Consider the following 22901-nt stretch of genomic DNA (forward strand, 5'->3'; position numbering starts at 1 on the left):
ATTTGTATGTAGGTATTCATGTCTTGAAGGAAAAGTTTTTAGATCATCTAAATTACAAAATAAATGACATAGGAGGTCTTATTCTTTTAAAAGGAAGACCCCCTATATATTAGTTATTTTTATTTTCAATTTTAAACATTTCCTCTATACAAGCACTTTTTATCTTTTCTTATAAAGAATTTATTATATGTGGAAAAGAAGCTACATAATTTGGCACGTCTATTCAACGAACTCCATTTCAGTCGTTATTATAATTTGGATTCATATGCAGATTGATTGGTGATGTCGTCAAATACTTGACTCCCAATAATGTAGTATCCATGAAGTGCAGCCTCTTTCGAAGCGTCTACCATACGGAAAGAAGAAATTTCACTTTGCATTTTTTCAATTCGTTTTTTGTGGAGATCTACTATTCCTCCTGTCCAAATGATAGTATCATACTGTTCTAACGTAAATTGTTCTTGTAATACACGTATGACGTCTTGGAAGTGTGCATCCAACTCTTTTTGAATCAAAGTATGAACCTGACTTGTCTCATGATTTTCTTCTCGACATTCATATCCTTTTTCTAATATGTTTGGCATGTCGTTAATATGCAATTGATTACTTTCACCCTCATGATTCTGCACGATATTCTTAATATTTTTCAAAGGCTTGCTACATCCTAGTTCCGTCTCATAATGATTTAAAATGAGATTCTGTTTCATATCTGTCATTTCTAATGTACGAAATCCACCATCAATAATTAAGATGCGATCTCGTTCCTGAATGATTCCCTCTTTTAAGAGATAGGCATGTAAAGCGACCGGTTGCTGAAGAATCAAAGCATTTTCCACCGTAATATTAATAAATTTCCCATCAATTTGCACGGAAGTTTCTTTTTTTAGTGCACGTTGTAATTGCTCATGCTGACTACCAAAACAAGTGATGGGAAGCCCGGTAACAACTAGAGGTAACACGACATTTTCTTTATAATCCTTTGCAATGCAACCAAATATTTGTTGTTTAAACTCTTCGCTTTCATAATAATTTTCTATTTCATCGTCAAATGGAGGAAGAAATGAAGCGTCAGATTGATGTGCTTCATTTCCCATGTAGTATGCAAAGTCTAAGTCTATAAAACTTACCTTTGTTAAATCTTCACTTTCAGCATGATTAGGTACAGGGGCTAGTGTGGAAGCTTCACTCTTGACCGTCATCTCAGAATCTACATCCTGTCGATATGCCCTTTTGGTAAAGCCAATTCCTACATCAATTGCATACAGAGATTTCATACTTTTTTCCTCACTTTCTATTTTTAGAGTTAAATCTAGGCACTCTCTTCTTTCCCTTCTTTCACATATTTCTTTTCATTTTTCGTTTTTTCCCCGTCTAAGTTCTTACTATTTTCATTTATTTCGTAATCCTTTTCACCTGTTTTCTTTTTATTATTTTCGTTTTCTGTTAAGTCTTTAATGGTAGAAATGACAACTGGTGTGGCTGTAAGCAGTTGTGGTAATGTTTGTTTTGCAACATTAGCTGCAGTTACAGAAAATTGTTTACTTGTCTCAGTTACCTTCTCCAATGTTTCCTTTATGTTTCCTTCTTGTAGTTTTTCTTTTACGCTTTTTCCTTTTGTTTGTATAGCTTTCCGATTTTCTTTTTTTAATAGGGAGACTATGACTCCGGTCGTAATTCCAATCACAGCATATTTAAATATTGTATGTTTCATTTTTCTCATCCTTTTCTATTTTTATTTTCTTCAATGCTACAACCTAAAATAATTACCTTACCTATTTATCAGATGTTGCAATCTATTAGAGAGAATGATAGTTTTGCGGCTGCCTATCACTCGCCGTTAGTGTTTCATCTGTTACTAGGAGTAAAATTCTCCCTTGATCTAGTTTTTCTTCATATAAGTTAGCTTCCTCCTTCGACAACCCCATTTCCTCCATTTGATTTCGGAGCTCGTCCCCTTTTTTGGAGAAAAAGTTGATAATACTTGTGCCCAATCCTTGTTCTTTTACTCCAATCGTATTTGTGTTTGTATCATCCGCAATCCTTTTTGTTATATGTTTTTCATGTGCTAAAACATAAATGTCATCGTGGCGAACCCCTTGCAATTCTAGCCCTTTTACTTTCATAACTACTTCCTGTTCATTTTGATATTCATAAACTACCGTTTTTCTTTCATTCGTATGCATGGTATCTTTCCTCCTTTAGATTTTTTATTTTTTTATTTAGTTGTTATGTAATATGTAATACACCTATTTTAAAGATGTTAAACCTAAATTTTCGAAAAATTTTACACAATAGGTTATTCATGTTTTTAATATCAAAGAAATGTCACAAGAACTTTGCTTTGATAAAAGCGCTCCAAATAACGATTTGTTTGGAAGGTAAGCACATTGTTTTATAGAAATCATAGAAAAATAAAAAAGCACTCCTTTTCAAAGAGTGCTAAAAAAAACATATAACCTAATAAAAATATTTCTATTTTGATTACAGAAAGAAAGTCTTTATTAAAACATATGGTTGCTAATTTAATTGCGATCTGCCTTGCACCCAAGCAGCAATATCATTTATAACATACTCAGGTATATTAGCAGGACTATAATATTCATCCGGCTTACTTATTTCCCCATCGCCCTCTGTAAAGAAATGATTTAACTTTGGATATAGTCGATAATCAACGTTATTTCGTTCTTTTAATTGTTCTTTCCAAAGAGGAATTTCTATTTTTGATTGAACTTGATAGTCTCTTTCTCCTTGAATAATAAGAAGTGGTGTCTTTTGTTCTTTTGACATTTCTGCTGCTTTAATTTTCCGAATAGAATCCCAAAATACTGCTGATCCTAAGTAAAAATCTTTTGGAGGATTCTGACCAGAGAAATTTGGATCATTTAATAATTCAAATTGCGATTTGTAGAATTTATATTGCTCCTGGTTCATTGCTCCAATAGAGAAAAGGTACTCAAATTGATCTAAAACAACGTCTTGGATCGTACGAGCTGGCCCTCCCATTACAATTGCTCCAGCAATATTTTTATTTTGGTCTTTTTCAATCATTTTCGGAAGCATCATTCCACCTTGACTATGACCCAAAATATAAATTTGATTTTTATTTATTAGAGGCTCATTTTTAAGAAATTGAGTTACAAGAAGAGCATCATCTGTTGTCTCTTTATCAACTGTATAAAAGGGACTAAATTGTGTTTTCAACCCATGTTCATAAGTTCTTTTATTATAGCGAAGGACAGCAATTCCCTTCGATGCAAGACCTTCAGCTAAATCGCGAAACGGTTTTAAAGCAAACGCTGTTTCATCCTGATCAGTTGCTCCTGATCCTTGAACAAGAATAACCGCTGGAAAAGGACCATTTCCTTTTGGAACCGACAATGTTCCTGGTAATGGAAATGCACCACTTCCAACTACTACTTCTTTATCAACAAATGATTCAGGCTTACTATATGACGGACGCTCAGCAACAGGACTAAACGACATGCTGAGTTGAAAATCGTCTATTTTTCCAGATGGATCTAGTTTAATTAGTAAAGGTACAGTCATTTTTTCAAAAACTAATTGAATCTCCACATTTGTATGAACAGGATTTGTCTCTTTTTGTGTAACCTCTCCAATTTCTATAAAAGAACCTGCTTGTAATTGAACTGGGAGTCCCTCCCAATAGCTCTTCAGCCATTCTTCGGATATTATTTTCTGTAATGACTTTGAGGTTAAATCAAATGCAGATTTATAATCTTCACTATTCATATGGCGAATAAATGAAAGAGTAGTAGATATAATAGGATTTTCATCATCACTATTGTCTATTTTTTTTATATTTGTGTTTACTTCCTTTAATTTTGAAATAAATTGGTGGTTAAATGGATTATTATATGTATTAGGATATAAATTTGTTTTCAAAATTTCCGTATTCCGTCCCTCATACAAACTTGAAGAACTCGTAAACTTTTCAGGTGAAATTACTTCCTCCGCATATGAGACTGAGGGAATTGCTATTGTAAAAATTGCACTGATAAGTAATAACTTATTACTTATTCTTCTTTTCTTACCCATACTTATTGATTCTCCCTTCAAAATTTAAAATTTCTAATACAATATGCCAACTATAAGGAAAATAAAAATTACCAAAGAGATTAATAATCTATTTTACGATCCCCCTCTCAAGTTAAAAATCTATCATTAACAAACTTCAATAAAAAACGCCTTCCCCCTCTTTTTTTATTGTTGGATTTTCCAATGACCTAGAAGCACAGCACGAAATTACATGTAACCTACCCATGAGATTCTCTGTTTCAAAAGAAAAAAGCACCCCACTAGATGCTTTCTTTAATTGTTCTCACTATCATTTATTTAGGTAATTCTCTTATTACTGTAAGATAAATTCATTCTATTTCCTAAATCTCACTTATTTCTTAATTCACTCATACCAATATAAAGCCTAATAACCTACCATCAAAAAATAAAGAAAACAGGTTATTTGGCTATTCATTTCGTAAACTTAATGCTCAAATTAGTTTTTTTCACAAAGTTAAACTTTATTAAGAAAAACTTAAAGAATTTCCCTCTATATTCATAAGAACTTTTTTCTATACTCAAAAATGTAAATAGACAAAAGGAGAAACAATCATGAAGAAATTTGTAATTTGCATACTAGGAATAGGCCTCCCTATATACTTACTACCTTTCATATTACGTGGAGATTTAGACAGATTTAATCCGATTGCTGAAGAAAAAAATGTATATGCCGTTGCGAAAGGATATGGTGTTCCAGATTATCATCATAAAGGAAAAGCTATGTACTCACTAAAAGCTGTTGACGAATTAAGTAATGAAAAAGAATATACAGTTGGAACGAACACGCCTAATGATTTTATAAGAAAAACTTACTTAAAAATTCATGTGAAAGGAAAATATGTGTATTCTTACGATATTATTTCTAAAGAGGATATTCCGGAGAAAATAAGGGGACAATTGGAGATAGCAAATAAATAAAAGAGCCAATTCATACGATTTGGCTCTTTATTCTCTCTCCCATCTACCGTTTGGATAATTCTTTCGGTAGATTTATTAAATTCGTTATCATTGTTCCAATAACCATTGTTCAATTACTTTTACTGTTTCATCTCGTTGTGCTTTTGCCGTAATTAAACTCGCATTATCACCTTTTTGCTCACCATACATGCCAAAATGAGCATGATTTCCCCCTTTTATCATGTGCATAGTTGTATTCTTTGACATGAACTTTTTATTGTTCTCTATTTTTTCTACAGTTGCTAAAGCATCTACTTCCCCATAAATTGATAACATCGGAATCGATTTTGTAGAAAAGTCATCTGCAGGATACGAACCTAAGAAAATAATCCCGTCTACCTTGTCTTCATGTTGGAAGGCATACTTAGAAATCATAGCTCCTCCCATTGAATGCCCTGCAACATACCATTTTTGAACTTCCGGATACTTTTCAATTACACTGTCTACCTCATTTATTCCAAGTATCGCTAAATTTAATGGTAACTTAGGCATTACTACAAAGTGCCCATCTTTTGCAAGCGCTTCTCCTAAGTAACTATAAGCCTCAGCTTCTACTTTAGCTCCTTGATAAAAAATAACCCCTACTTTCGCATCTTTCGCTCCAAAAACGATATTATCTTCATCTTTTTTATCATCTACTAACGACAAAGCCTCTTTCGTCGGTTTATAAGTAAACTGAGACCAAGTCAAAAAAGTAAAACTTCCTATAATTAAAATAGCTAGTAAAGAGTACAGCGTAATTTTTATCCATTTCTTCACAAAGATGACCTCCATAAGATGTATATATTCCATATTTCGGATTATCATTAACACACATAAAAACTCGAGCATTTTTATTGTGCTCAAGTTTTTAGTTCCGTCTTTAATTTATACTATAAATTGTCCAAGATAAATATGTAGCAAATGCAGACCATAAAAAATATGGTATTAGCAACCATGTCGATACTTTAGATAATTTGGAAGAAACCGCTATGAGAAGTAACGTAGTAATAGCGACAAGTAAACAATCTACTGTTGCTAAAAACAAATTCTTTTGGCTAAATTGAAAATAGCTGAACGCTTGATTGAATATATAATTTAAAAGGAATAAAAACCAAAATGTTTTTGGCTTGAATCCATAGTTTTTGTAAATAATTGCAACTGATAATGCAATAAGTCCAAATAATACAGCCCATATCATTCCGATTGTCATACCAGGAGGTGTCCAAGACGGCTTTTCTAACGCATCATACCAAGTACGATCAATAGGGAATAAAACACTAGAAACATAAAACAAACCATATGTTAGTAAAAATACTATAATACTAGATTTTTTCATAAACATTCTCCTTTTTACTAGAAGATTATAGAAACTTTATATGATTAGTATGCCCTTGTAATGGATAAAATTCTAATATTTAAATTCCAAATACATATTGTTTAACCCATTTTATACAAATTCTTTCATACTTTTATATGCACAAAGGGCTCTCTCTCGTGCTGCCTTATGATCAACAATCGGATAAGGATATGTATCCCCAAGCTTTATATTGGCCTTTTGTAAAATATGCGCAGGCGCTTCCCATGGTTTATGTATATATTTATTCGGTATATCGCTTAATTCTGGTACCCATCTTCTTATATACTCTCCATTTTTATCAAACTTTTCTCCTTGTGTGATGGGGTTAAAAATACGAAAGTACGGTGATGCATCTGCCCCACTTCCAGCAACCCATTGCCATCCCATTGTATTATTTGCAATATCAGCATCTAGTAGTGTATCCATAAACCATTTTGCTCCTTCTTGCCATGGAATTAACAAATGCTTTACAAGAAAAGAGGCTACAGCCATTCTTGCCCGATTATGCATAAAACCTGTTTGCCAAAGCTCCCGCATTCCCGCATCAATAAACGGATAACCAGTTTCACCCTTCTGCCATACGCTTAATAACTCCTCTTCCTTATCCCACGGGAAATTTTCAAAGCTCTTATTAAGAGGTTTAGATACTGTAAATGGATAATGATATAGTAAATAATAAGAAAACTCTCGCCAAATTAATTGACGTATAAAGCTATTAACTTGTTTTTCAAAAAGACTACATTGTCTTTCGGTACTTTTATTTATTAAGTAATGAAACATTAGCTTTACTGATATTTGACCAAATGAAAGATACGGTGCCAACATCGAATGGATATTTTGATCTGGAAAATCTCTTCCTTCACTATAAGAGACTAATTTGCTAGAGAAAAATTTCTTGAATGTTTTATATGCCCCTTCTTCTGTCGGATTCCATATTGCTTCCATATGAGATGTCCACGGTATAGTTGGCAGCAAGTGTAATTCTGAAACAGATAAGCTTGCTGGCAAAGAGCTTCCCCACTTTATACTCTGCACTTTTCTAATAGGTTTAGGTATTACCTGCTTTTGAAATGCATTATAAAAAGGCGTAAAAACCTTATATTCAGTGTTATCCTTCTTTTTTATAATCCACGGTTCTAATAATAAATGCGAATTAAATTCCTTACAGATAATACCTTTATCCTCTAACATCATTTTCATTTTTTGATTAGATTGTACTCTGTCCGGATCATAACAAATATTCCAATATACAGCCGTTATATCTAATTGTTCTATGAGAGAAAGTATTTCTTCTTCCGTACGTCCTTTACGAATTATTAAAGTAGAGCCCAATGCCTCAAGTTGCTTCTTTACATCTTTTACAGCATGGTGTAACCACCACTTTGCCGCACTTCCTATTGAAAAAGTTTCATCTTGTATATATACCGGAAGAACCTCACCAGACTGAACAGCTTCAAATAGAGCTGGGTTATCATATAAACGAAAATCTTTTTGAAACATAACAATAATTTTATTTTGCATGGCTATCCCTTCTAATTCTTAAAGCACAATTCATTCTTTATGAGAACAAGTACTTCTGTTATTTTTAAAAGACTATAAGAATCATCCTTTTTATTTTATAATCTTCTTCACTATAAACATTGATTTTCTATCTCTCTAAGTACATCATTTCCTATATTATCTATCTTTTCATTTTTTATGGTGTTATATAAACTCTGTAAAACTTTTAACTCTGTTCTTAAATGTAAAATGACACTAGATAATATATATAACTTAGCTACACTCTCTTTTCCACACTTTTCTTCATATACTTTTTGAAGGGTAGTAAGATATAACGTCAGTTGAGAAATTTTAGTTTTTAGCTGTTCTAGAATTAATTCTTCCTCTCCATATTGTGCAAAAAGTAGCGCTTCATATATAGGACGATGCATATCCTCTTTCTTTATCATTTGCTCTAATAATAAATGCTCAAATTCTTGTTTACCACTTTTAGTAATACCGTAAATAGTCCTTTCAGGGCGTTGTTCATTACGAATAATATCAACAACCTCTATAAAGCCCTTCTTTTCAAGTTGCTCAAATGTATAATATAAAGAGCCTTTAGTAATTTTTATATAATATTTCATTTCACTATTTTTTAAAAGTTGCTGGACTTCATACGGATGCCTATTTTTCTCCATAAGAAGACCCAGCATAAAAAGCTTTGTATTCATAACTCTCCACTCCTTAATAACCTATACCAATAGTATAAGCTAAAAATAAGTAAAGAATCTTTTTGTTTTATAAAATTTATGACTTCAAATTCACTTTATTATCCTTTGTACCAGCTTTGGAATTTCCCATAAATAATATTGCTATAAACGAAACGATAATTGGAATTAAAGCTAATAGAAAAACAGTAGTAATTGAAGATGAGATAGCAGCTATAATTTTTTCAAGAATAAACGTAGGGATACCGGATCTTACATCTGAGCGAAATATTGCACTTGGATCACCTAGATTATTTAACATGCTGGAACCATGTTCTATTCCCTTAAAAGCATCCTTTAAGTTAGCTGTAAAGGTACTATTTTGAATGGAGCCAAAAATCGTTACTCCAATTGTCATACCTAGTGAACGAAAGAATGAATTTGTCGAAGTAGCTGAACCACGGAATCTCGGTTCCATATTATGAATAGAAACTGTGGGAAGCAAAGAGAACGAAAATCCAACTCCAAATCCCGTTATAATCATGTATATCGTTAAAAGTACACGGCTTGTTTGCGGATCCATCGTTCCTAACAAATACATACCTACCCCAAAGGATATTATAGATAATAACATCAAGTTGCGGTAACTAATTTTCGTTTGAAATATTCCACCAATTGCACTACCTACTACAGAACCTAACATCATTGGGGTTAAAATTAATCCAGCATTAGTTGCTGTTCCACCATATACAGCCTGAACAAAAATAGGAATAAATACTGTTAAAATAACAAATGTTGCTCCATAGAAAAACGTAATAATTTGTGATATTGCAAACTCCTTACGCTTAAACATCCAAAATGATATTATCGGATCTTTCACTTTTCTTTCTACCAATAAGAAGCCAACAAAAAATACAATAAACGATGCAAATAACCCAATGATTTGTATCGAATCCCACTTAAATTCTTTTCCTCCCAATTCTAAAGCGAACATTAAGCTAATTACTGCTATGACGAGTGTTATCGCCCCCCACCAATCAATATTTTGCTTAGTAGGTGGATTATTTTCTTTATAAGCTTTTAAAATAAAAATTAATGACATTAGACCAATTGGAATATTGACGTAAAAAATCCAATGCCAACTAATATTTTCTGTTATATACGCACCTAATAAAGGTCCTAATACACTTGAAGAACCAAATACGGCCCCTAATAATCCAGTCATTTTCCCTCTTTTTTCAATAGGAAAAATATCAAATACAATGGTAAAGGCGATTGGCATCAGTGCCCCCCCACCTATACCTTGAATTGCACGATAAATACTTAGCTGAACAATACTTTGCGCAGTACCACATAATGCAGAACCAATTAAGAAGATTAATAAACCAAAAATATAAAACCTCTTTCTACCATACATATCAGATAATTTCCCGAAAATAGGCATACCCGCCATAACTGCAACCATATAAGCAGAAGTAACCCATATGAATTTATCCAATCCACCCAAATCTGAGACAATTGTACCAATTGAAGTGGCAACAATTGTATTATCCATTGCAGCCATTAAAATGCCTAGCATTAACCCAGCTATCACTAAGCGTAAGTTGCTCTCTTTTGCAACCATGCCTCTTTCCTCCTTTTTTCACACTCAATAAAATATATAGTCTAATTAAACTATATACTCATTATAGTCTAATTAGACTATTTTTCAATAAATCATAAAAAAAAAATAAATCCCCCCAAATATATTGGAGAGATTATAATTGTAGAATTGCTTCCTATATAAAGTAATTAAAACCGTAAAAACTATTACTTTTTTATACTACCTTGATTTTGCATACATGCAACTTACTCATTTAGTTTTGGTCTAGTTTGTAAATATAAATTCAAATCCGGACTTGAACCTTTAATAATTATATCTCGAACAATTTTAGAAAGTACCATACTATATACTAATCCATTATCTCCATACGCATAGATAAAGTGACAATTTGGAAACTCTTCATACATTCCAATTATAGGTAAACCATCATGAGTACCACCATAAAAAGCACTTAAATAAAATTCAGGTTCAACTGTTATATTGGGAAAGAGCTTATTAAATTCATTTACTAATTTCTCTTTTTTATGGATTAATTTTGAATCTCTTTCTTGAGCAATATTTGTATCTTCATCTAGCCCACCTATAATAATCCTGTTATCTGCAGTAGTTCTCATATAAATATATGGTCTCGCAGTTTCCCAAATGAGAGTACGTTTATACCAAGAAGATACATCTTCTACAGGATTAGTAACAACTGCATATGAGCTAATCAGTGTAGCGTTCTTTTCCTTTTTAAATTCCAATCCTTCATATCCTGCAGCCACAATTACTTTATTGGCAGTAATAGAATTGCCCCCCTTTGTATAAAAGATAGCACATTCTTTCTCTAACTTTTTGCCAACAATCTCTGTATCTTCATAAATTTGAACTCCTTTATTAGAAGCTTGTTCTAATAAACTATGTGTAAATTTATAAGGATTTATTTCACCATCATTATACGTATAAATAGCTGCACGTTTTTTAAATGGATATCTCTGTCCAATTTGTTCCTCTGATAGCCAAGTCGCTTTAAAATCATGCTTATGTAAATAATACAGTTCTTTTTCTAATTTCTTTATATCCTCTTCATAGCTTGCATAATATAAACTGTCACGTCGTTTAAAGTCAGAGCAATAAGGTAAATTTTGATCAGCATATTCAATATCATTAATAGCTTGTTCACATAATTTCATATGCTTAACTGCATACTCTTCTCCAAATGTATTTACAAGTTCAAAAAACATCTTATCTCCTAAATATTGAATAAGTGCTGTATTTGTAAGGTTACTTCCATGTCCTACCTTTCTTTTATCAACGACAACAATATTTAAATCTGATTCACTCAAATAATATGCTGATTGAGCACCTGAACTTCCTGCTCCTATTATTAGTACGTCACATTTTATATCTTCTTCCAACCGAGGATAAGAAGGTGTATTAGAAAAAGTTGTGTTCCAATATAATTTCCCTTTCTGTAAATCCATTTAAAGTGCACCGTCCTAAATAAAATAGTTATATCCCCATCTGTATTTCCAAATCATTCTTACTATATACTTCTTATCAAATTTATTTTTGCTACCATTAGATTATTAATGCAATATTTTGTTCACCCATATATGGTATTAAACTAGGCTTATAAAAAGTTAATAGTATATATATTATTTATTTTCATTTAGAAATTTAAGAACTTGGTTAAAAGCTTCTTCACCTGCTGGAGTGTTCATTTTAAATTGAAATTCATGTGCTAACTCGCCAGAGATATTTTTATCAAAGAAAAGTGTATCTACAGGTACTCCTTTATTTTGTAAAGTAGAAGCTAATGCTTTACCTTGATCTTCGAATGATGCAGTATTTCCATCTGTGATGAACGTTGGTGGGTAATCTTTTGTAACGTGTTTATAAATAGAGGCGATTTCCATTTCAGGTAATGTTTCAAACTTCTTTTTCCCAAAGTAAGCCCAGCCAGTAGTACGCATAAAGTCTTGCACTTCTTTGGATGTTTCCATTTTAGCTAATGCAGGCATATTATACGGGCCACAAAATAGCAGTATACCTTTAATTGTAGAAGGAGCAACAACAGCGTCAATCCCGGTTAATTTCGCATAATCTGGAGATGTTTGAATAGTAACAAATTGTCCAGATATTTGCGCTCCCGCAGAATCTCCTGCAAAATATAGGTCATCTAGTTTTACATTATATTTCTTTGCATTTGCTTTTATATATTCATAAGCCTCACCAAGTTGTAGTACTGGTGTAGGATACTTTCTTTTAGGAGCAAGAGCGTAATTTATATTTATCACTGTATAACCACGAGCAGCTAATTCTACTGCATAACCAGTAATGTCTGATTTATCTCCACCTACAAATCCACCCCCGTGCACCCAAAAAATAACAGGTGTTTTCCCTATAAAATTTTTGGGATAAATAATGTCTAATGTACCATCAGGAAATTTAGAATTATAATTGATATCTTTAACAATTCGTGTCTCTTTTAGAGCGTTTTTATAATTATTAGATTGAACAAACATTCCACCTTCAAATGCTTTTTTTATGAGAAACGCTTTCGGAATAGGTGAAACATTCCAGAAAATCCCCCCCGCAATAATCAATCCGAAAACAATAAAAAGAGTTAGCAACATTCTTTTTTTCCATATCATTTTAGGTTTTAACTGTTTTATTCTCATAATTAAAGAATCTCCATTCTTTTTAGCAATAATCTTAAAATAAAGTGAAAATTTAATCAGCCCTCACCAATAGGGCTACCCGTTAATGCGGGATAAATCACAATATACACTTCTATTTTACGATTAACTTTATTATCACCTGCTAATCCGTCCTTAAAATTTCATGCAAAAGGTTATATATTTTTATTATGTACATATTAGATATCTCCTATAAAACACATTAAAAATTCAAACAAAAAAGCAAAAGATCCCCATTTATAGAAGATTTCTTTTGCTCTTTGTAAAGGATACAAGTCCAAATAAAAGTTGCTTATCTATCGATAACTTACACATAAGAATGCATTTGTTTCAGTACTTTATTAGCAGAAACTTTAACAACCGTTTCTTTTTCACCCGTTCTATCAATTATGAAACCATGAACTTCAATATCAGAAGGTACTAATGGATGATGACGGATCATATCTATACTCTTTTCAATATTTTCACTAACATTTTTTTGTCCACTCAGCCATTGATTAAGGCTACCACTTGAAAATTCAGGCATACAATTTTTAAAGAGATAGTCTAATTCTATATTATCTTTTATGAAATCACGTTGAGTTTGTAGATTAACTGAAGAAGTTTCTTTATCCTCTATTCCGACAACAAAAATTTCTTTAACATTTTCTTGATAAATAGCAATAATAATAGATTTCATTATATCTCCATAAGGATGTACAATTACAGAATCATAGCTGTGTATAGTCAACATGTTTTCTTGTTGACTGTTAGTTACTTGTTGGATACTAGGCTCTATTCCGTGTTCAATGTCTGTTAATAATAAAACTTTTTTATTCTTTGAATTCATATGGAGCACTCCTTCTTCATTATTGTATTTACGAAACTTTTAAGCTAGTAACAATAATAATTGTTACCAGTTTTTCCAGCGTCCCTCGGGATCAACACTTGCAAGTCTAACCCATCCATTTTGAACTTTTTCTCGAAATGTGAAATCATTATTTAGTAAACGTTCTATATATTGAATAGGCGCTTGAATTACAATTAGTAAACGAAGTGGTGAATGATACGTCTCACTATCTGACTGCATAACGGATTGCCAAGGTAAGCCTGGCAACAAATCACTTGCATTTCCCTGCATAACACCAAGACCCGCCGTTACGGTTTGGGTTGTTTTATTTCCACTACCATAATAATGAGGAGCTACAGTTGAAGCGTAATATTGTAGATTTATCCACTGAGCTACTGTTCCTGGTCCTGCAATAATGTTAGCTAATATATCGCCACTTTCATCCTGTTTCCAATCATAATTATGGAGGAAAGCCCTACCTTCTAAGTCACAATCCTGAGTTAATTCCCGTTGCCCGATAATAAAAGATGCATTACGAGCTAATCCCCATTCTGGACGTATTTCACTCCAATCTTCTGCAAATCGATGTGCCTCTTTACTCGCATTTTTTATTTTCGTTTTTAAATTTGGTAATTGCGTTAAACGCTCTCTATTTGCATGTTGGCTCACATTTGGCATAATCAACTTGATACAATCAAATGCTTCTTGCGCAGTTTCCGAAAGTTCTGGGACGTAAATCCATTCCAATTCATCCACTGTTGTTTTATGTTCAGCTGCTGCAAAAATGGTATCCTCAGGAATTTTAATACCTTCAGCAAACAACGCCTCTCTCACTTCTGGAAGATTACATAAAGTAGCGAAAACTCTTGCATTGAATCCCCCTGCTGCTCCGCCACAAGCACCACACTCAAGTGCTGCAGCATAAGGGTTGTTCGTACTTTGACTACTATGTCCGCACATTACAATTAAAGGAGCAAATTTTTCTGTCAGTCCCACCATTTTTAAAGCTTGACGCACATAGTTCACTTTTTCTTCTTTCGTAAAACCGATAGGTATCTCACCCTTTGTGTCATGAACATGATTAAGCGAGAATGTTGTATCAGGTTTTTGTAACATAGTTTTACGAAGTTTACGAATGAAACCACCAACTCCTCTTGGGACAAAGCTTCTTGTCACCATCTGTAGACCAAGTAAAGGACCACTTAACTCAGGTAGCGCCATACTTGTCATTACGTTCTGTTTCATCGTTTTAAATGTATAACGTACCGAACTGCCTACCCTCTTACGCTGCTCATAAGATTTAAGTTCATTTTCATTTGTGAGCTCTTTTATTTGATGTTTCGGTTTAAGTATAACTGGCAAAGAAGGATGGTTGTTATTACTACCTAGTGCACTAGTTGCAATTGGTAATCCAAAGAAACCAGCTATTCCAAATGTTTCAAACGGACCTAATTTTTCAAGTTGGCGACGAAACGGTTCTGAACGTACATCAATACAAAATGCTAATTGAGCTAATACACGCTTTTTATCATTGGTTACACGTTGTTTAGAAGCAATCTTCTCTCTTAATTGCTCTGCATGCGTTTGTTCCCAAGCTTCCAGCCAAAGTTTCCTGCGAATATTTTCATCAAAACGATAAGCGAATGCTAATAATTCACTTTGTTCAGCAGCAGGCATTTGTAACCATTCCCGTGTTGAAATATTCCCCCAATAGATCCAAGAAGCTATAAGTGGGACGATCGGAACTTTTTTCTCAACCTTTTGATTTTTTAAAGGTAAATAAGGTTTTGCAATAGCCAGCTCCATAGAAATTCGAACTGCTAAATATTCTATGAGAAGTTGCTGTTCCTGAATTGATTGTTGTGAGCGCCATCGTATCATTCCTGCCCACCCAGGTAAAGAAAGTAAGTGCCCTTCAAGATAAGCTTGTATGTTAGATTCAGAAATTCCTAGTTCAAATAACGCTCTCGCTAAAGCTACTTCGGCATCTTGTGGCCAATCTTTTAAAACTTTACGCTCATTTTTACTGAGCGCTGGATCAAATTTAATAAGGTGGTGCCATGCACGATAAAAACCTTTCTCTCGATTTGGCATCGTCCAACTTGATCCGGAGTCATCAAGATATAATTTACACCATTTAATGATATGATAATTAAGAATATCAGATAGGTTTTCACTATTTTGATTCTCTATAAGCGAACTTATTGGCTGCATAACAGAGGCTTTCATACTTGCTGTATTTATATAACTCATTTCTTCTACCAATTTATTTACTTCTGGCGATGATAATAGACTAGAAGGTAATTTTTCTAACTTTAAAGCCGCTTGGCAAAATCGCTCTGCTTTCTCTCGCGGGATATGAAAAGATTGTGAATCCAGCCAACGAGACAAACTACTTTGTAAAAATGATTCCTCAATCTCACCTTTCGCTTTTGCCGAATGAATCATGGAGGCACTAGGATAAACATCCACATTACGAGCTTCTTTTAACCAATTCGCGACTTGTTCAAATGATTGCTTTTCAAGTCCCATCCAAGGGTGGTGAGCTGCAAACGTAGAGATAGGCCAAAGTGGTGCAATAACTTGGCTAGCAGATGCAACTAAATCATTTATATTATGTTCTTGCATATCAATGTTTGTGTCTTCCTTTAATATTGATGGTATGCTCATCACGAATTACCTCCCTTTGATACATAATGTTTCAGATAGCTTGGGTGACTTTCTACTGACTTTCGTCTCGCCTCACCTACTCGAACTAACCAAAGATAAAGTACAGCGAATAAAGTAGAAGATTGATGACGAGTAACGAAAGTACTAATAACACTACTAAATAGTAAAATACATATAACAAAGATAACGGCTGGAGCTGAAGGTTGAACACTTTGATAAATATCAGTATGCAACCATTTATAAAGAGAATTATGAACAGTAAAGTAAATGAGAGAACATCCACTCAAAACAATTACGCCAGCAATTCGTCCCATTCTTCCCTCTCCAAAAACAACAAGCTGTTTCCATGAAAAGTATAGTGACCAGCCTAAGATTAACGCACTAACTAGTTGATACCCATCTCCAGAAGTCATAAACCAGAAAGTAATTGCTATAAATAATCCTAAAACACGCCCGACTATAATCCATAGATTGGCCATCTTTTCATTAGACTGATTCACTACCTCAAAACGTTGCACTGAAGAACCAGCTTGTAAAAACAGTGTAGCTTTAAACAAACCATGTAAAATTAAATGAATAATAGCCGCTAAATAAGCACCTAATGCACATTGAATAAGCATAAATCCCATTTGTGCAATAGTTGAACCTACTAGCTGACGTTTATAATCAACTTGGACTAAACTAATTCCTGTTCCGATTAAGACAGAAATACTAGAGAAAATAAGTAAAATGATTTGTGCAATATCATCATGAAAAAGAGGTGAAAATCTAGTTAACATGATACCACCAGCATTTACTAAACCTGCATGCATAATAGCTGAAACAGGAGTTGGAGCAACAGCAGACTCAATTAACCATCTTTGAAAAGGCCATTGTGCTGCTGGAATCATCACCGCTAATATAATTAATAAGTTAATTCCTGTTCTCTCCAATGTTCCATGTAGCGCTACATTTTCATTCGTTAAAACTGATGTTAATTGCCACTGTCCAGTTACTTGAAAAAGCCAAATGATAGCTGATAGCAACGCAATCCAACTTATTGTAAATAAATAGCCAGAGATTTTAGTTGCTTCACTAACTACTTTCCACCCTTTATTTAGCCCTATGAGTAGAACCAATCCTATAAGCGTTGCTCCCCAACAAATGATCATGAAACGAAGATCGTCACTTAACCATGCAACCGAAGATACACCTGTAGTAAATGTAAAAAGTGCAAAGTATTTTCGATATGAGCGGTCTCCCATTAAGTAACGTACAGAAAAACGCTGAATGATTAAACCAATTGTAAGAACAAAGAAAGCCATTAACCAAGCTAAAGTATCTAGATGCCAAGGCCCCACAACTCTATCTCCATTGTTATTAACAAGTGCGAGTAAAGAAATCAATGAAGGCAAGGCAGCGATACCAATATGGATATGAACAAAACGTAAAGGCATCCTTGCATTTAAAAACAATAATCCACTTAGCCAAGAAGCACTAAGCGCCATAAAAAATAATGTTAACAGTGTTGATGAACTCAGCGAAATTAACATGTTAAATACTCCCTTCTAAGCGAAAATAGCCTATAAAAATTCCTTTTAATTACGATAGTTTTTTAAATTTCAATTTTCATTCACTCTTTTTAGTGCATCGTTTTTTCCCATAAAAAAAACCGACAACTTCCATAATTCAATGATTTTATATCATCATTGAATTATGGAGATTGTCGGTTTCACTTCAACTAACTTCAATAAAGTTTTTTGAAGAGCTCCCATTTTATAGAGGATAGTAATGTATGTATTACTCCTATTAAAAATAACAGTATATCTCTGATCTCCTAGATTATGCAATCAATATATCAATTTATGTTATGCGCTATCTTTCAATTAAGAAACTTTTTCATTTAGTCAATATTACATATTAAAAAAATGCTAAAGCCTTAATTATAGCAAACAGTTAAAATAAGCATCTATTAATTTTTTAAAACAATTATAAGATAAACTATATTAAGCAGTTTGTCAATTTATTTATCGGTTTTTTTGAGGGTTATTCCAATCAAAATTCATTATACGTAAATAATTTCAAGTTTTTAATTATTATCATGTTAATAAATTTAAATAAAGTGCAAAACTTTTAGGTTTCTTACCTATCTCTCACTAACCCTACGGTGGTTTTAATTTTTAAAATTCTCCCTCAAGATTATGAAACAATTTAAAAATCATTACTCGTTCACCAGTACGGGAGCTTATATCCGTATGAAAGCTTTTCACTTTCTCTCCAGTTAATTCTAGTATAATCTCTTTCAAATCTTCAATTCCAGATTCAACTAGCTCCGAACGATTTTTCTTTATCGTTAACATACCGTCTTTTGTTTCGCAAACAGTATATTCAGCCGGCGTTAAAATACCTTGTAAATTTACGATAATCATATCCCGTAATATATCTGTCTTAACGGATATAGACCCGCGTCCTAGATAGTCCTTTTCCCAGTGAGTAATTGCTTTGCTTATCTCTGATTCAATAGAGCCTTTTGAGCTTTTCATCTATGTATCCTCCTTCAATAAAATAAATTTACAATAACAATATAATAATCCGGATTGATTTTATTTTCAATTATTGAGAAGAATTTATTGGGATTGCAAAAAAGAACTCTTATAAAGTGAAACTTTAATCAGTGGAGTTTTTCTTCATCCCCCACTGATTATCAGCCCTCACCAATCGGACTTTTATGGGCAATTGATCCTCCCCTACCTAACTTCTTTGCTTTCGCTGAATTTTGAGGTAGGGGTCTTACTGCCCATTAAAGTGGGATAAATTTACGAGTCCTTTTTATATTGTTTCGGTCAATCAATCTTTTAATTGTTGTAGGTGGATTTTTTCATGTCTCCTTTAATATCTTTACAAAATACAGTTAAGTTCATAAACAAAAAGAAAAGCAAATGACCTTAATTATTAGATCCCTTGCTTTTCTTCCATCATATACTTTCTAAACTACTCTATAAACGATTCTAATTACTTGCCTTACTTTCAAGTTTTTGAGTTGCCACTTTTTTAGGCATGAAACATGCAAAGATTAATGCTACGAAAGATAAAAATAACATGAATAGATACGCATCACTTGAGCCGAAAATAGAGGATAATTTAGCTAGTTGAATAGCTGTAATGTTTCCATTTTCTAAAGATAACTCTGAAGCGTGTGAAGTTGCTTGAGTTGTATATATAGTAATAACAACAGCTGTTCCAATAGCACCGGCTAATTGACGAACCGTATTATTTACGGCTGAACCATGTGAACCTAATTCTCTAGGTAAAGCATTTAGTCCTGCTGTATTTAAAGGCATTGAAATGAAACTTAGCCCAATCCGTAAAAGAATAGTACGCACCATTACATACATATACGTTGTGGATTCAGTTAAATCAATTACCCCCCACATCGAAATAATGATAAATACTAACCCTGTAATAAAGAGTGGTTTTGCTCCGTATTTATCATACATTTTACCTGTAATTGGTGATAAGAATGCATTAATGACCGCTCCAGGTAATAGAAGTAAACCTGATTCAAATGCGGTAAAGCCTCTTCCGTTTTGTAAGTAAATCGGTAAAAGAATTAAATCAGCATACATAATCATCGTGATAAGTACATTGATCACTGATGTAAGAGTAAAAATTTTATACTTAAATACGGATAAATTTAATAATGGATCGTTAGACTTTATTTGACGTAAGCAAAATAGCGTTGTAACAAGTACCCCGGTAATAATTGTCGTAATAACAATCGGGTGATCCCATCCCTTACTTCCTGCACTACTGAATCCAAATAAAACACAACCAAAGCCAATCGTTGATAAAATGACACTTACAATATCCAATCTTGCTTTTGTCGTATCTGCAACGTTCATTAAATATTTTAGCGCAAGAATAATGACGATGAATACAAATGGAGCTAATCCAATAAATAACCATCTCCATGATACATATTCAATGATAAAACCAGATAACGTTGGAGCAATGGCTGGCGCAAAAATCATAGCAAAGCCGATAGTTCCCATAACACTCCCGCGCTTTTCACTAGGATATAAATATAAAATAACTGTCATCATGAGCGGCATAATAATTCCTGCCCCAATTGCTTGAATCATTCTTCCTGTTAATAACATGCCAAAATTGATGGCACCGGCACATAGTAATGTTCCGATCAATAAAAAAATCATTGAGCTAATAAATAATTGCCTCGTTGTAAAACGTTTCATTAAAAATGCCGTAATTGGCACTAAAACACCGTTTACGAGCATAAAACCTGTTGCTAACCATTGTACAGTTGCAGCTGTAACATCAAATACTTCCATTAAGTTACTCATTGCCACATTAAGTAACGTCTGGTTTAATGTTGATAAAAAACATCCAGCAATTAGTACAAGTAATAAAATTTTCTTATTTCTTTCTGTTATTCCCTTCTCCATTTGTAAACTCCCTTTTTCTATAGTTGCATTATCGACACAGTGTCGATAAAATTCATAGTAACAAAGATACATATTCCTGACCATGAACAATTTTGTTGAAAATGTTCATTAATCGACATTGAAAATATGCTATGTCGAGAAAGTCAAAGAAAAATCTATAAAGGAGTTTCAAAATGTCTACATCTAAAAAAGAGGATCCTCGTACACTTCGTTCAAGAGAAATGTTTAAAAATGCCGTCTATTCCCTTTTACAAGAGGAATCCACTATTTCAAATTTAACAGTCCAGAAAATTGCAAACGAAGCTGGATTAAATCGGACAACATTTTACTTACACTATCAAGATATTCAGGATTTACTCATGCAACTCACTGATGAAATTTTAAACGAACTTTCTAATAAAATTACCGCTTTAATACACGTAAGCAATTTATCAGAAAAACAACAGCTAACACAATTACTTGATTATTTATATATTCATCGAAATTATTTATCTGTTTTATTTAATATGAATCATTTTGAGGAACAATTATTTCTATTAATAAAGAAATTAGTAGAAACGCGCAGAAATAATAGTGAGACAGAGCTACCCGAAGATTATGTTGCCATTGAGATTAAAACCGCTTCATTGGTAGGAATCATTATGTGGTGGATAAAAAACGGACTTCATTTTAGTTCAGATTATATTACAAACCAAATTTATTTCATGTACAGAGGACAATGATTGCAGGCTATTTACTAATAGAATGAGGTTAGAGCATATGAGCCCTATTTCGCTACGGAGAAAAACGCGAATTTCGTACGCTAAGAGAATTTGACTAAAAAAAGTGCCCCTCGATTGTTAGACTTTGTTTAGCAATCAGGGTGCACTTCACATGTAATATAAGCTTTTTATCTGTTGGCAGTTTGTTTGATCAATTCACTTTTACTATCTCTTTGCAGCATAATTCTCCCCACCGCTATAAGAATGGTAATAATTGAAGTGCAAAGAAGAATATTCATATCGTGTGATAGATTTCCCCCACCAAAAATTATTGTTTGATATCCGTCAGCTACATAAGTTCCAGGGAAAAGAGAACCGACAATTTGGTAAAAAATGGATATCAACACTTTTGGAACAATTACTCCACAAGTAACTAATTGTACTGACAGCGATATGATATTAAACATCATACCAGCAGGACCAAATAGAACGATAAACATTTGCGTTACGCTTAAAAAAGAGAAAAAGACAAGAGTTTGGAATATCCATGTTTCAAACAAGCTTGTATTCAATTTAACATTAAATAAGGTCATTAATAATAACGTGATAATAGCTAAAATAACAGATACGACAATGTTAATAACTTGTCTTGATAAAAATATAGACCATTTTCCGTGCGTGTTTTTTAATATTGTTGCAACAATATTAAGATTTAAACTCATAAGCATCGCTCCAACCCATGAAGCAAGAACAATTAAAAATGGAATCATGGTTGCTGCAAAGCCATCTGTATTGTTTGTTTTTTCGACAGATGATTGCACAGAATCAATGTTTAATGAACTCATAGCTTTCGTAATGTTTTCTGATAACTTTTGGACCAATTCTTCTGACGGCATCACTGTACTTAGTTCGTTAGATAGGTTAGATGAAATAAGCTTTTGTTTATACGCATATACATTTTTATTAACTGTTTGCGTAATATCCTTTGCCGCGCCTTCCATAATCTGTTTTGCCAAAGATGAGTTTGCTTGATTGATGAAATAGTTAATCTCTGTAGTATTATTTTCTTTCAATAGGCTTGAGAAATTTGCAGGAATTTGAATAACCATATCTAAGTTCCTGTTATCCATATCTTTTTGGGCGTGCGTTACCGAGCTATAGCTTTTAACTTTAAAGGGTAGATTTTCCTTCAAGCTTTTTTCAATATCGGTTCCCATTTGATTATCTTCATTAACTAATCCGACTTTTAATTGGTTTACCCGATCCGTAACACCATCGTATGCAGTCATCCACACACAAAAGAAAATTAACAGAAAGGCAAATGCTGTTGCAATTCCAATGAATGTTGGAGGGAATTTAAAGAAATTTTTTAAAGTTTTCATTGTCGTACTCCTTGTTGTTTTATTATAGCAA

At 33.1% G+C, this 22901-nt stretch carries 19 protein-coding genes; 2 read left to right on the plus strand and 17 right to left on the minus strand.

Annotation, left to right across the window (positions count from 1 at the left end; translation table 11 throughout):
- Positions 1-248: 248 nt before the first annotated feature.
- The 4 genes from MHH27_RS16090 to MHH27_RS16105 form a co-directional block, all read right to left on the minus strand.
- On the minus strand, positions 249-1274 hold the full coding sequence (locus tag MHH27_RS16090; RefSeq protein WP_000839448.1) for a ParM/StbA family protein: 1026 nt from the start codon (positions 1272-1274) through the stop codon (positions 249-251).
- A 35-nt stretch (positions 1275-1309) separates the two neighbouring features.
- Positions 1310-1711: a hypothetical protein gene (locus MHH27_RS16095; protein ID WP_000683216.1), complete on the minus strand. Its 402-nt coding sequence runs from the start codon at positions 1709-1711 to the stop codon at positions 1310-1312.
- An 85-nt stretch (positions 1712-1796) separates the two neighbouring features.
- Positions 1797-2183: a general stress protein gene (locus tag MHH27_RS16100; protein WP_098250569.1), complete on the minus strand. Its 387-nt coding sequence runs from the start codon at positions 2181-2183 to the stop codon at positions 1797-1799.
- A gap of 334 nt (positions 2184-2517) precedes the next feature.
- A complete protein-coding gene (locus MHH27_RS16105; RefSeq protein ID WP_000516846.1) occupies positions 2518-4056 on the minus strand; it encodes an alpha/beta hydrolase in 1539 nt (512 codons plus the stop codon).
- A 573-nt stretch (positions 4057-4629) separates the two neighbouring features.
- On the opposite strand from MHH27_RS16105, the gene MHH27_RS16110 reads away from it, so the two are divergent.
- Positions 4630-4995, plus strand: coding sequence for a YxeA family protein (locus MHH27_RS16110; RefSeq protein WP_000714887.1), 366 nt, complete (start codon positions 4630-4632; stop codon positions 4993-4995).
- 87 nt (positions 4996-5082) lie between these two features.
- Here MHH27_RS16110 and MHH27_RS16115 read toward each other — a convergent pair whose 3' ends face one another.
- From MHH27_RS16115 to MHH27_RS16170, 12 genes are all read right to left on the minus strand, one after another.
- Positions 5083-5793, minus strand: a complete 711-nt coding sequence (locus MHH27_RS16115) for an alpha/beta hydrolase (protein WP_000758821.1) — start codon at positions 5791-5793, stop codon at positions 5083-5085.
- A 103-nt stretch (positions 5794-5896) separates the two neighbouring features.
- Positions 5897-6352, minus strand: coding sequence for a TspO/MBR family protein (locus tag MHH27_RS16120; protein ID WP_000749739.1), 456 nt, complete (start codon positions 6350-6352; stop codon positions 5897-5899).
- Positions 6353-6463: 111 nt separating this feature from the next.
- The gene (locus tag MHH27_RS16125; RefSeq protein WP_097924009.1) at positions 6464-7894 is read right to left on the minus strand and encodes a cryptochrome/photolyase family protein; all 1431 of its coding nucleotides are present in this window, start codon (positions 7892-7894) and stop codon (positions 6464-6466) included.
- Between the two features lie 110 nt (positions 7895-8004).
- A complete protein-coding gene (locus tag MHH27_RS16130) occupies positions 8005-8586 on the minus strand; it encodes a PadR family transcriptional regulator (RefSeq protein WP_001093176.1) in 582 nt (193 codons plus the stop codon).
- 76 nt (positions 8587-8662) lie between these two features.
- Complete coding sequence (locus tag MHH27_RS16135; RefSeq protein ID WP_075718355.1) at positions 8663-10186, minus strand: MDR family MFS transporter; 1524 nt, start codon at positions 10184-10186, stop codon at positions 8663-8665.
- 224 nt (positions 10187-10410) lie between these two features.
- On the minus strand, positions 10411-11628 hold the full coding sequence (locus MHH27_RS16140) for an NAD(P)/FAD-dependent oxidoreductase (RefSeq protein WP_098250567.1): 1218 nt from the start codon (positions 11626-11628) through the stop codon (positions 10411-10413).
- A gap of 174 nt (positions 11629-11802) precedes the next feature.
- Positions 11803-12828: an alpha/beta hydrolase gene (locus MHH27_RS16145; RefSeq protein ID WP_061660768.1), complete on the minus strand. Its 1026-nt coding sequence runs from the start codon at positions 12826-12828 to the stop codon at positions 11803-11805.
- A gap of 325 nt (positions 12829-13153) precedes the next feature.
- On the minus strand, positions 13154-13675 hold the full coding sequence (locus MHH27_RS16150) for a carbonic anhydrase (RefSeq protein ID WP_016512609.1): 522 nt from the start codon (positions 13673-13675) through the stop codon (positions 13154-13156).
- 63 nt (positions 13676-13738) lie between these two features.
- Positions 13739-16345, minus strand: a complete 2607-nt coding sequence (locus MHH27_RS16155) for a DUF2309 domain-containing protein (RefSeq protein ID WP_098566903.1) — start codon at positions 16343-16345, stop codon at positions 13739-13741.
- Complete coding sequence (locus MHH27_RS16160; protein ID WP_098250565.1) at positions 16345-17877, minus strand: NADH dehydrogenase subunit 5; 1533 nt, start codon at positions 17875-17877, stop codon at positions 16345-16347. The genes MHH27_RS16155 and MHH27_RS16160 overlap by 1 nt, the downstream gene beginning before the upstream one ends.
- Positions 17878-18504: 627 nt before the next feature.
- Positions 18505-18867, minus strand: a complete 363-nt coding sequence (locus MHH27_RS16165) for a DUF2294 domain-containing protein (protein ID WP_000842544.1) — start codon at positions 18865-18867, stop codon at positions 18505-18507.
- Positions 18868-19332: 465 nt separating this feature from the next.
- Positions 19333-20787, minus strand: a complete 1455-nt coding sequence (locus tag MHH27_RS16170) for a DHA2 family efflux MFS transporter permease subunit (RefSeq protein WP_098250564.1) — start codon at positions 20785-20787, stop codon at positions 19333-19335.
- Between the two features lie 173 nt (positions 20788-20960).
- Between MHH27_RS16170 and MHH27_RS16175 the strand changes: the two genes are divergently transcribed.
- On the plus strand, positions 20961-21509 hold the full coding sequence (locus tag MHH27_RS16175; RefSeq protein WP_000107858.1) for a TetR/AcrR family transcriptional regulator: 549 nt from the start codon (positions 20961-20963) through the stop codon (positions 21507-21509).
- Between the two features lie 167 nt (positions 21510-21676).
- On the opposite strand, the gene MHH27_RS16180 is transcribed toward MHH27_RS16175, so the two are convergent.
- Positions 21677-22870: a YhgE/Pip domain-containing protein gene (locus MHH27_RS16180; RefSeq protein ID WP_340943335.1), complete on the minus strand. Its 1194-nt coding sequence runs from the start codon at positions 22868-22870 to the stop codon at positions 21677-21679.
- Between the last annotated feature and the right edge of the window lie 31 nt (positions 22871-22901).

It is taken from the genome of Bacillus sp. FSL L8-0152 (assembly GCF_038006365.1).
GTDB classification, from domain to species: domain Bacteria; phylum Bacillota; class Bacilli; order Bacillales; family Bacillaceae_G; genus Bacillus_A; species Bacillus_A cereus.

What these genes read in the sequence shown, in the direction of transcription:
- MHH27_RS16090 (WP_000839448.1), bottom strand. Translation starts at nt 1,274, where the DNA reads ATGAAATCTCTGTATGCAATTGATGTAGGAATTGGCTTTACCAAAAGG.
- MHH27_RS16095 (WP_000683216.1), bottom strand. Translation starts at nt 1,711, where the DNA reads ATGAAACATACAATATTTAAATATGCTGTGATTGGAATTACGACCGGA.
- MHH27_RS16100 (WP_098250569.1), bottom strand. Translation starts at nt 2,183, where the DNA reads ATGCATACGAATGAAAGAAAAACGGTAGTTTATGAATATCAAAATGAA.
- MHH27_RS16105 (WP_000516846.1), bottom strand. Translation starts at nt 4,056, where the DNA reads ATGGGTAAGAAAAGAAGAATAAGTAATAAGTTATTACTTATCAGTGCA.
- MHH27_RS16110 (WP_000714887.1), top strand. Translation starts at nt 4,630, where the DNA reads ATGAAGAAATTTGTAATTTGCATACTAGGAATAGGCCTCCCTATATAC.
- MHH27_RS16120 (WP_000749739.1), bottom strand. Translation starts at nt 6,352, where the DNA reads ATGAAAAAATCTAGTATTATAGTATTTTTACTAACATATGGTTTGTTT.
- MHH27_RS16125 (WP_097924009.1), bottom strand. Translation starts at nt 7,894, where the DNA reads ATGCAAAATAAAATTATTGTTATGTTTCAAAAAGATTTTCGTTTATAT.
- MHH27_RS16130 (WP_001093176.1), bottom strand. Translation starts at nt 8,586, where the DNA reads ATGAATACAAAGCTTTTTATGCTGGGTCTTCTTATGGAGAAAAATAGG.
- MHH27_RS16135 (WP_075718355.1), bottom strand. Translation starts at nt 10,186, where the DNA reads ATGGTTGCAAAAGAGAGCAACTTACGCTTAGTGATAGCTGGGTTAATG.
- MHH27_RS16140 (WP_098250567.1), bottom strand. Translation starts at nt 11,628, where the DNA reads ATGGATTTACAGAAAGGGAAATTATATTGGAACACAACTTTTTCTAAT.
- MHH27_RS16145 (WP_061660768.1), bottom strand. Translation starts at nt 12,828, where the DNA reads ATGAGAATAAAACAGTTAAAACCTAAAATGATATGGAAAAAAAGAATG.
- MHH27_RS16150 (WP_016512609.1), bottom strand. Translation starts at nt 13,675, where the DNA reads ATGAATTCAAAGAATAAAAAAGTTTTATTATTAACAGACATTGAACAC.
- MHH27_RS16155 (WP_098566903.1), bottom strand. Translation starts at nt 16,345, where the DNA reads ATGAGCATACCATCAATATTAAAGGAAGACACAAACATTGATATGCAA.
- MHH27_RS16160 (WP_098250565.1), bottom strand. Translation starts at nt 17,877, where the DNA reads ATGTTAATTTCGCTGAGTTCATCAACACTGTTAACATTATTTTTTATG.
- MHH27_RS16165 (WP_000842544.1), bottom strand. Translation starts at nt 18,867, where the DNA reads ATGAAAAGCTCAAAAGGCTCTATTGAATCAGAGATAAGCAAAGCAATT.
- MHH27_RS16170 (WP_098250564.1), bottom strand. Translation starts at nt 20,787, where the DNA reads ATGGAGAAGGGAATAACAGAAAGAAATAAGAAAATTTTATTACTTGTA.
- MHH27_RS16175 (WP_000107858.1), top strand. Translation starts at nt 20,961, where the DNA reads ATGTCTACATCTAAAAAAGAGGATCCTCGTACACTTCGTTCAAGAGAA.
- MHH27_RS16180 (WP_340943335.1), bottom strand. Translation starts at nt 22,870, where the DNA reads ATGAAAACTTTAAAAAATTTCTTTAAATTCCCTCCAACATTCATTGGA.